The 9,321-nt window shown below is 37.4% G+C and carries 11 protein-coding genes; all 11 read right to left on the bottom strand.

All coding sequences use genetic code 11. The features are described 5' to 3' along the window. Positions 1-463 precede the first annotated feature (463 nt). The gene (locus P3R27_RS13735) at positions 464-1,657 is read right to left on the bottom strand and encodes a Shedu immune nuclease family protein (protein WP_206859436.1); all 1,194 of its coding nucleotides are present in this window, start codon (positions 1,655-1,657) and stop codon (positions 464-466) included. 274 nt (positions 1,658-1,931) lie between these two features. After that, complete coding sequence (locus P3R27_RS13730; RefSeq protein ID WP_206859438.1) at positions 1,932-2,624, bottom strand: DUF3800 domain-containing protein; 693 nt, start codon at positions 2,622-2,624, stop codon at positions 1,932-1,934. Positions 2,625-2,742: 118 nt separating this feature from the next. Next, entirely contained in the window at positions 2,743-3,669 is a 927-nt protein-coding gene (locus P3R27_RS13725; RefSeq protein ID WP_301357383.1) for a peptidoglycan recognition protein family protein, read from the bottom strand. A gap of 81 nt (positions 3,670-3,750) precedes the next feature. Next, the gene (locus P3R27_RS13720) at positions 3,751-4,008 is read right to left on the bottom strand and encodes a holin (RefSeq protein ID WP_301357384.1); all 258 of its coding nucleotides are present in this window, start codon (positions 4,006-4,008) and stop codon (positions 3,751-3,753) included. Between the two features lies 1 nt (position 4,009). After that, the gene (locus P3R27_RS13715) at positions 4,010-4,243 is read right to left on the bottom strand and encodes a hypothetical protein (protein ID WP_301357385.1); all 234 of its coding nucleotides are present in this window, start codon (positions 4,241-4,243) and stop codon (positions 4,010-4,012) included. Between the two features lie 11 nt (positions 4,244-4,254). After that, entirely contained in the window at positions 4,255-4,386 is a 132-nt protein-coding gene (locus tag P3R27_RS13710) for an XkdX family protein (protein WP_301357376.1), read from the bottom strand. Then, positions 4,379-4,693 carry a hypothetical protein gene (locus P3R27_RS13705; protein WP_301357386.1) on the bottom strand — a complete coding sequence of 105 codons (315 nt, stop codon included), beginning with the start codon at positions 4,691-4,693 and terminating at the stop codon, positions 4,379-4,381. Before P3R27_RS13705 ends, P3R27_RS13710 begins: the two co-directional genes overlap by 8 nt. Positions 4,694-4,698: 5 nt before the next feature. Beyond that, positions 4,699-6,129, bottom strand: a complete 1,431-nt coding sequence (locus tag P3R27_RS13700) for a BppU family phage baseplate upper protein (RefSeq protein ID WP_301357387.1) — start codon at positions 6,127-6,129, stop codon at positions 4,699-4,701. 13 nt (positions 6,130-6,142) lie between these two features. Beyond that, a complete protein-coding gene (locus P3R27_RS13695; RefSeq protein ID WP_301357389.1) occupies positions 6,143-6,364 on the bottom strand; it encodes a hypothetical protein in 222 nt (73 codons plus the stop codon). Continuing rightward, complete coding sequence (locus P3R27_RS13690; RefSeq protein WP_301357390.1) at positions 6,351-6,791, bottom strand: DUF1617 family protein; 441 nt, start codon at positions 6,789-6,791, stop codon at positions 6,351-6,353. Before P3R27_RS13690 ends, P3R27_RS13695 begins: the two co-directional genes overlap by 14 nt. Further along, the coding region (locus P3R27_RS13685; RefSeq protein WP_301390162.1) for a phage tail spike protein at positions 6,788-9,321 on the bottom strand (2,534 nt) is incomplete at its 5' end. The genes P3R27_RS13685 and P3R27_RS13690, both read right to left, overlap by 4 nt.

Here is a 9,321-nt window from a genome sequence, read left to right as displayed (position 1 = left end):
TTATATTATTATTTGAGGTGATTTTTATTTTCTTAATTCTAATTCTATATTTTGTTAGTTTCACAATGTTTACAACCGGTTGGATAATTCATCAAAAAAAACTTGATGTTGATCAATCGAATTGGAGCGTATTCATGATATGTTGTATCCTATTTTCGCTATTAATACTAGGCGTTGCAATCATGGGTACTTGGATAATACCTGCACTTCCTTATGTTTAAGAGTCTTCAAAAAATTGACAATGACTATTTGGAAGTATTATTTATATTTATTGTTCAAGTCATGTGCTTTTTTGATCAGAGAAAAACTCGCTATATTATCAATGGTTAGGTTTTGATTCGGAATATAAACGAGTTGCTAAAATTAATTGACGAACGTAAAAAAGGACCTATTCATAATTAGATGGATAAGTCCTTTTTAGAATTTAAAATATTTTTGTAGTTTAATTTAGATACGCAACAATCTATATTGTTTTATATTCAAATTTCTTTAATAAAGAGTCTAGTCGATGAACTAAATCATCATAAGAAATAATATCAGCAATATGTTTATACTTTCTTCTTAAAATTTCAAAATCTCTTAGTTGATCTGCATTTAATTTGTTTGATCTCCCTAAAATAATTATTCCCCTAGGATTTCTTATATAAATGTCAAGTTCCTCTTGAGTTTGATTAAATATTTTGTTCTTTATTAGTTTCTCAGAATTTTTTGCAGTTCTACATAGGTGATAAATATATTTTTCTATCTGCATTAATGTGCCTGTTAGTTCTTTAGAAGCATAATAGTTATTTCTATATTGAGTTTTTGTCATTATAGGAATATTATATGATTTTTTTATTTCAGCTATGTCTATATTTCCGTTTACATCAATAAAAATAAAATCAGGTCTTTTATCACCCTCATCAGTTTTTATGACTGGTTCTTCAACAACTGATTGATACATTGGAAAAATAAGAGTAAGAATCTTTGCAATTTCATTTTGCCAATCTTTTTCTGAATAAATAGTTTCATTTTCTAACATTTTTACCAGTTTATTTTTTATATATAGATACTTTAAGTATTCGTTTTCTGCTATTTCTTTTTCTGTTATTATATCTTTATGATCTGTAATAAAAGTGTTCTTATTTTTCTTTGACATATAATTTTCGTAGACAATATGATTTTCTTTTTTAGTTAATAAATAATCTTGTATTAGAACCCCGATTCTCATATAAGAATATAGATACAATTCATGTTTATTTGGAAATTTTTTTATTAATTCTTCAAAAATATTTTCAGGTAAATTTCCGTTTTTACCACCTATAAATAAATCTTCATCGAGTATATCATCTATTTTTTTCATTATAGATATATTTTCATGCGCTACGAAATAAGATATATCCGTCTTCATATCTTCATAAATAAAAATATTGTGTTCTATTCCTAATACTTTATTATTTAAATGATAATAGTCTCCATCTTTTTTTCCAATTTCAAATTCAATAGAATTTTCCTTATCTTCTAATATCTCATTATTTGAGATGGTAAACGTTCTTTTTACAGTATAAGAGCCATCCTGATTTATTTTTTCAAAAATAAAGGATGTATTCTCTGCGTATGGGGTATATTCACAAATCAAATTTTCATGATTTTTCGCTACTTTCAACACATTTGCCACTATCTTCACTTCTTTTCAATGTATTTTATACATTATAATTTTTAAAGTAAGATTCCTAAGATTGTCCACTATCTTTATTAAACTAATAAAAATATATATTCAATAAAAAAACCACTCTGATAAGAGTGGCCCACAGAGTACGGCGTACTTCCATTACGCTTAATAGCTATTATCGTATCTCCCGTGTCGGCAGTATAGAATAGTTCTATCTGTAACCATATCATAAATCAGTCAACAAATAAATGCAAGTATATTACAAATAAAAATATAACTTTTATGGCAATCTTAAACATGAATGCTGAGGCATATTTCTCATCCCAGGATCATTAATTTTAAAGGATGTCCATAATCTATTTGCCAAAATATCGCTAGCTTGAATTAAGTAGTTACATTTAGAATCACAATAACTAACTTCCACTTCAAGAGCTCCATGCCAAATTGGTTCATAAAATACTCCATAATTAAAATTGTGTATTCCATTCTTCAATTCTTCATAAACAGATTCTTCAAAATTGTAGTAACCATTGCTTGCTGTTGCTTGTTCATCAACACATATAAATAACTTTAAATTTCCCTCAGGATCTAATAAACCTTTATTAATAAATAAGTTTATTTTTTCCTTGACTAACCTTTTCAGTACATAGTCCTTATATCTATGTATTGATTTCTTATTATCCAAAATACTATCTTGTACTCTGCTTATATCCACACTTAGGCCCATACTATGTTCATTTTTTAAAACTCGGTATAACTCATACTTATCTTTTCTCTCTAATACGCAAGCTTTCAATTCTCCGTTTATCATTTTTTGTTTTTTTATCCTTTTAACCACGCCCTTGTATTTTCTTTTCGCAATTTCTTTGCTCTCTTTATTAAAGAAAGCATACCCCGCATATACAAAAAATCTGTTAGGTGCTTTCCTATGTAAAACTCCTGAATCATCAAAAAACAAATATACTTCTTGCATGGACCTAGTCTCCGATCAAATTGTCATAATATCATTTTACAATCTTTATAAAAATTACACAACCTAACAGTTGCTATATACTAATTATGTATCCCCCTCAAAACGAGGGGATATTTTTTTATCGCTTAGGAATAGTCAAAACATACTCTGGAAAACGAATATCCACTGTTTGTCCATTGATCGTATTTCCGTTAGAGTCGTTTGTTCGTCGTAACATCGGAAAGACCCTTTTTCCTGCAAATTTACGGATATCTAGTGTGCCATCCAAACCAAATCGTAGACCGCTAGGTAATCCATATGCTGCATTCACATCATCTCTGATAATACCGGCTGATTTACAACGTCCAATTTCAACATCCGGATTGTCGGCATCCATCCAGAAGACATATCCTTGATTTAAATAAGCTGCACCATTTTGCGGAACCAACCATCCAGCAATCCGGAATGTACCTAGTCGTAACTCGTTAAAAACTTCTAACTTACCTACATAATTACCAATGATTTTTGGCTGGCTCGCTAAAATAATTTGATCATGTGTCTGCGGTTGATTCTGAACAGTATTTACATTATTGGTCTGATTCACTCGATTTCGAATCGTACCTAGTCTTGAGTACAAGAATGGTCCTGGGCAAACAGTAGCGGCGCCAGGGGCATCTCTATGACCAATGACTGCAACTTTTTTCCCAAGTCGTTTCTCGATATCCTGAATTAAACGGACTAACGAATCGATAGTCTTCTCCGACACTTGCCAATTTGGCGCTCCTGTCGTGTTTGTGCACTCGATCCCAATGGAATAATTATTCGCCCGATTAGCATGCCAAGCGATCTTATTTTCATCAATGTATGCTCGAATTGTCCCATCTGGACCAATACCATAGTGTGCGGAAGCTTCGACATTTCGCCAGATTTCAGGCATGCTGTTAAAATTTGTCCCCGCTTGATGATGGACCACGACCGTTGTAATTTGTGCATTGGTTCGAGTGCCAGACCATTTTGTTCCAAAGTTTTCAAACTGATATCTTGTTGCTAAACTTGAAATTCCCATCGTAAATTCCTCCAATTTTCTAATAAAAAAGAGTAACCGTTTGGCTACTCTTTTTCTTTATTTATCATTTTTCTTGTTAAGTTATTCATCTAAATGGATGACACTGTTTCCTAAATCAAATAATCCACCAGCGGCTAATCCTGAAACAGCTCCAGCCCATGCGTAGATCGCTAAATCTTGTGGTGCTAGAGTCACTGCGTATAGCACGCCTAACAAAATACCCGCAATCACATTGATCAAGGGTAAGAGTTTGTAATCCTTCATTTGTGTTTTGATTAACCCTGTGACACCGACGACTAGTGGTGTAATAATACTTGAAGCAGCTAAGATTTCAGTCATTTTATTTTCTCTCCTTTCCAATTTGCTTAAAAATAGATCTGATTTGTTCTTCGATAATTGAAAGCCGATTGCTAGATTCTGTCTGATTTTTTTTAAGTTCCTTGATGGTCTCATTCAATTCACTTAGTGTGTGATCCATTTTCGTGAACATCGCATAAAATTTTGCAATACCAAAAATCAATGTAAAAGCCAGTGAAACAATTGCGATCCACTCAGCTATGGTTAATGCCTCCATAAGTCACCTACCTAATCCTCATTCTCTAAAATTATCTTTGACTGTTCCTCTGTGATCGCACCAAGTGCCAGAAACTGGTGAACATCATCATCTGTCATCCAGCCACGATTGTACCAATCTTGGATCGTCTCAAAATTAAGCATCTTCTTGCCCTCCTTGAGCCAATTCTCTTACTTGTTGTGCTAGTTGAAGATTTTGCAACGTTAATTGCACAACCGATCTACCTAGTGTGTCCGCTGTTTCTTTCAACTCTTCGACTTCTTCTGGTGTGGCAGCACTCACCACGTTCCATCCTTGACGATTAAAATCAAAACCAATAACCACCACGTGTGGATCATTTGGTGGTGCGACTTCTGTGTAAGGGTGAAATACTTTTCTATCTTTCGGTGTAAACATTGGTCGCAAATCCTGTAAATCCCTTGTGTCATAAATTGCTTTGTGTCCGTCCATTTTTATCATCCTCTCTTTTCTATTTCGTTAACACGTTGGGCTAAGTGATTAAACATATCGATGGTTGGGTTTGCCATCTGATTGATCGTTTTTGGTGTGTATAGATCTGATAAGCGAAATGCAACAGTGTACTCCAGTTTTGCATAGCGTACCCGAATAGTGTTCTGACCAGTCGTTTGTCGGTCCGGTCCTCTTAAATAAACAACTGCTTTTCCTAAACTTGCATTCGTTGTTTCATTTCCTCGTCCAGTAACAAGTTCAACTGGGAAAGAGAGAGGTTCTGGCGTAGTTGCATCGTGACTAGTCATCTCTTCCCACGCTGTTCCCATATTCGCCGGTGGTCTTCGATAGCCGATAATTGGGTAAGACGTGGTCGCACTGATAAAAGCGTAGGCAGTAAATTGTATATTCTTGACCACTCGTTGAACGATCTGCAGTTCTTCTTCTCTTGTTTGTGGTGAGAAAAAGGAAAATAATTCTGGAAATCGTCTCTTCATATCCCCCACTATATCCCACGCAAACAAAACAAACATACGCCCGTTAGATGTAGTACTGCTTATGGCGGATATTGATTCGTCATCTCGTGAAATCGTATTATACTGTCCTTGAGTTATTTCTGTTCCTGCACCGGAAAAATTTGGCATTGCTGTAGTCAGATTTCCCGAGGCTCTGTGAACATTTTCAACAAAACTTGCTCGAATCTTCCCGGTGAAATCAAGCAATTGTTCTCGAATTAGAGGTTTGCCAAACATGAACTGTTCCAGTACTCGATCCACACTTTCCTCAGTTACAAAATCAGCAGCTTCAAGACGCTGTTCGATATCACTTAAGCGGTCTTCGACAGCTGTTCTTATCTCTCCTTCGATTTCTTTTACCAGCGCTTCAATATCGAATGCTGCTAAGTCAGATTCAATTTGATCGATTCGGTTCTCAAACTCGGTCAAATCTTGATCGATGCCTGAGGCTTGTTCTAGAACAAGGTTTCGTAGATCCTCAAATCGTTTTACATAAAACTGAGCCATTTCTTCCAAGTCTTGGTCTAACCAAGATTCTTGGAAATCAGTACTAAATGCCGGATAGTCTAACGATTGACCATTGGAAAATTCCACAAAGACGTAAATCACTACGTCCCCTGTATAGGCATAGATATCATTTGGCAACATCACATTTACTTTTCCAGCTGCGGGATCCACAATTTTGATTGAGCCGTCATCACTTTCAAAAATGACTGACTGTCCTGCAGTCACGAAGTCAAAGCCCAAAATGACATTGGCTTCCGATAGGTCCAAAGGCTCCCCATTAAACTGAAAGTTGATCGTCTTTTTTGCGACACGTTGGTCATAACTGAAAAACTCTGTATTGGTCGTTATAGGAGAAGAACGTTTTTCCGCCGTTTTGTTTAACGTGATCTCACTGGTTACGTAGAGATTTTCCATCATTCGTCCTCCTTCAATCTTTGTCTTCTAACGCCCACAGTTCTTTCAAAAATTCTTGAATTCCTTCACGGCAAGTTTTTTTGTTCTTCTGGTATAACTCTGAATCTTGAATACTGATGCTTGGTGAAGTTGAAATGCCTTGATCCTTATCAATTGATGCAGAGAGATAGACGACCATCGTTTCGTTAATCATTACCTGTCCTTTAAAATCAGTACTTGTGTTAGTCTTTAACATCTTGGTTTTCCTCCTTTTCAAATTCATCCATTAGCCGGTCGCAAATTTCTGCATCTTCACCAGATAAAATACCTTCATAATTGGCTAATGTTTCGCCAAATGCTTCAATTAGTTTGGCATTTACACCGCCATCAATGACAACTTCCTCTGCCAATAAAATATTCATTTCTTTGACATATTCTTGTCTGGTTTCTTTTTTTAACTCATAACCTGTTTGTGTTTCATTGAGAATCAGCTTTCCTGAAGCGTCTTTTTGTCCATATTTTTCAAAAAGCTCCATCTGTGATTCATGCAGTTCCTTTGCAGCATCTAATAGCGCATTTTTAAGTTTTGAACGCTGCCGATTTTTTCTTGTTCCTTCAATTTTCATGTTCGTCAAAAAGCGTATTGCTGCATTTAGTTCTTCATTTTTAAGAGTAATTCTCATGCTGTTTTCCCCATTCTTTGTTCTAATTTTTGAATGCGTCGTTCCTGGTCCTCAACAATCGCAATCAATTCTTGATTCGTTTTTGTATTCAGATTTACCTGTTTGTTCATGTCGATTCTCAAGTAATGATCATCCTCTTCGATAGGTGCTTGAAGAAACGGAACATCTTGTGCAATCATTCCGAACTGCTTCCCACTCGGAATATTGACCTTGGAACTCTGATTTCGATAACCCTGTTTCCACTCAAAATCAACCATGTGAATCCTTTTTGTTTCTTGAATGCCATTGACGATCGTATCTTCGATATTTTCTTTAAGACGGATATCAGATTGATTGGTGATCGACCAACCATTCATGTTCAAATTACCAAACATTTGAATGATCCCACTATTTGCTCTGATTTCAAGAAGGATTATTCCTCCTGTATTTGTTCCGCGCCCTAGAATTAAGCTTGCGCTGTTTCTAGCATGATAGGCAACACAAGGGTTTCCAGCAGAAGTTGTACTTCGTTCAAACCCACCAATATTCGAAGTTGCAGTATTGTAGAATTGTAAAGAAGTACCCGTCAGTTCCATAAAGCGGATATTCGCAGATCGATTAAAGGTCAAGGTGGTTGGTGTCAAACGCAAGGTGTTTCCCATTGAGTTGAACCCTACTTGAATGGCATTAGTAGCTAACTTATCTGCCGAAACAGCTCGTGCTGCAATCGTCGTGGCTGTGACTGCACCTGCTGCAAGTTTGGCGGTTGTTACCGATCCACTGGCCAATTTATCCGCAGTAATTGTGCTACCGGTAATGTGACGAGCGATAATGGCATTTGAAGCAATCCGATCAGCAGTGATGGCATTTGTGGCTATTTGGTTTGCAGTTATTGTATTCGCTGCAATCTGAGCGGCTGTGATCGTGTTTGCTGCAATCTTTGCAGCTGTGACAGCTTCAGCATCTAACTTCACTGTTGTCACTGCATTAGAAGCAATTTTCACTGCAGTGATAGCTCCGGAAGAAATCTCTGTTGCTGTAATTGTTCCAGCAAAGATATGGCTTCCTCGAATGGTATCTGCCGCAATCTGTGTCCCTGTGATCGTTCCTGCCGCAATTTCCGTTGCTGTGATGGTTCGTGCGGCAATCTCATTCGCAGTGACCGCATTCGTGGATATGTGCCTTGTGATAATCGCATTGGTCGCAATCTCGTTCGCAGTGATTGTTTGAGCGTTGATTTCTCTGGCTGTGATTGTATTTATGGCTAAATCATTCCCGACAATACTCCCTGCTCTAATTTGTGTGGTGGTGATAGTTCCAGCAACAATCGACAAGGCTTGGATCGTGTTTGCTCGAATCTTGCCACCATCAATCTCGACTGTGTCCTGCCACTGCCAATCAGAAAGAAGATCCTCAACCTCTCGAATATCAGACATTGCATCATCGATTCGCTTTTGTGCATCAAGGAAATTTTGTTCGGCGGACTTCAAGCGATCATCCAGTAGAGGTAACGAAATATTGTTCAATTCATTCAAAGCTAGCTCGTTGTCAATCAGTTTCTGCTCAAGTCCCGGCAACTTAACGGTGGTGAGTATGTCCATTTCAACTTCAAGCTCTTTTAACCGGCCTTCAAGATCCGGCAAAATGTTCTGCTTTAAATCATAAAGAAGCTGATCGTTCTCTGTCAGACGTTCATCCAGTTCCGGAAGAATCCGATCATTTAAATCGTCCAAGATTCCTTCTAGTTCATCTAGTTCCTTCGTATTGGCAGTCTGCCCAAAAACTTCCTCGCTGAAGTTGCCAGCGACACCGTGGTGATTAACTGCCCGAACACGGTAGTACCATTGCAATTTGGTTTCTGTTCCATGGGTATAGGCATTCACATTTGTAGTCCCCAACAGATTGCTTGGTCCCGGAATAAACCCTTTTTCTTGAGAGCCGTAAATTTCATATTCTCGAACGGTCAGTCCCTGCATATCCCAATGCAGAAGAACTTGGCTAAAACCACCATAAGCAACAAGATTTGTAATTGTGCCAGGTCTAACGTTGGCTATGTTTCCAGGGCCAATAATGGGGGGGCGATTGATCTGTTCCTCATGATCGCGATCCTGTTCTTTTTGATTGGACCCCAATGTCGCTCTTGAATCGCCAATCTCAATCGATTCGTATTTATCTAACAGCACGTTCCAAACCGTCTGATTGATCTTCGCATTGACGTTGACACCTAGCTTGTTAAAAGCCACGGTGACGGTGTCATACAGCTCCAATTGCTCGAGCAGCCGATGTTGTTCCTCACCAGTCGCACTGTACAGATCCGCAAACTTCACTTTCAGATTTACACGAGGCAACCCGACCTGATTGCTAGAAATATAGTACTGAGCGAACTGGCGTAACTCTGCGACCGTTTGAGGATTACGGCTACTGAGATCCACTGTCTGTACCCGACGTTCCGGAAACTTGTCGACATGAGAACTATCTAGAATGACTTCCGGAAGAACTAACTCACTGGCACCTTCTTCATTTGCTCGAGCATAAGGTCGAATTGATGTGT

The sequence above is a fragment of the Enterococcus spodopteracolus genome (assembly GCF_030441955.1).
GTDB classification, from domain to species: domain Bacteria; phylum Bacillota; class Bacilli; order Lactobacillales; family Enterococcaceae; genus Enterococcus_B; species Enterococcus_B spodopteracolus.
The sequence above is the reverse complement of the archived record's forward strand: the minus strand, read 5'-3'. Positions and strand labels throughout refer to the sequence as shown.

Bases quoted from the DNA above. Each gene is read 5' to 3' on its own strand.
- P3R27_RS13695 (WP_301357389.1), bottom strand. From the start codon at position 6,364: ATGTTAAAGACTAACACAAGTACTGATTTTAAAGGACAGGTAATGATT.
- P3R27_RS13725 (WP_301357383.1), bottom strand. From the start codon at position 3,669: ATGGGAATTTCAAGTTTAGCAACAAGATATCAGTTTGAAAACTTTGGA.
- P3R27_RS13710 (WP_301357376.1), bottom strand. From the start codon at position 4,386: ATGCTTAATTTTGAGACGATCCAAGATTGGTACAATCGTGGCTGGATG.
- P3R27_RS13705 (WP_301357386.1), bottom strand. From the start codon at position 4,693: ATGGACGGACACAAAGCAATTTATGACACAAGGGATTTACAGGATTTG.
- P3R27_RS13730 (WP_206859438.1), bottom strand. From the start codon at position 2,624: ATGCAAGAAGTATATTTGTTTTTTGATGATTCAGGAGTTTTACATAGG.
- P3R27_RS13715 (WP_301357385.1), bottom strand. From the start codon at position 4,243: ATGGAGGCATTAACCATAGCTGAGTGGATCGCAATTGTTTCACTGGCT.
- P3R27_RS13720 (WP_301357384.1), bottom strand. From the start codon at position 4,008: ATGACTGAAATCTTAGCTGCTTCAAGTATTATTACACCACTAGTCGTC.
- P3R27_RS13690 (WP_301357390.1), bottom strand. From the start codon at position 6,791: ATGAGAATTACTCTTAAAAATGAAGAACTAAATGCAGCAATACGCTTT.
- P3R27_RS13700 (WP_301357387.1), bottom strand. From the start codon at position 6,129: ATGGAAAATCTCTACGTAACCAGTGAGATCACGTTAAACAAAACGGCG.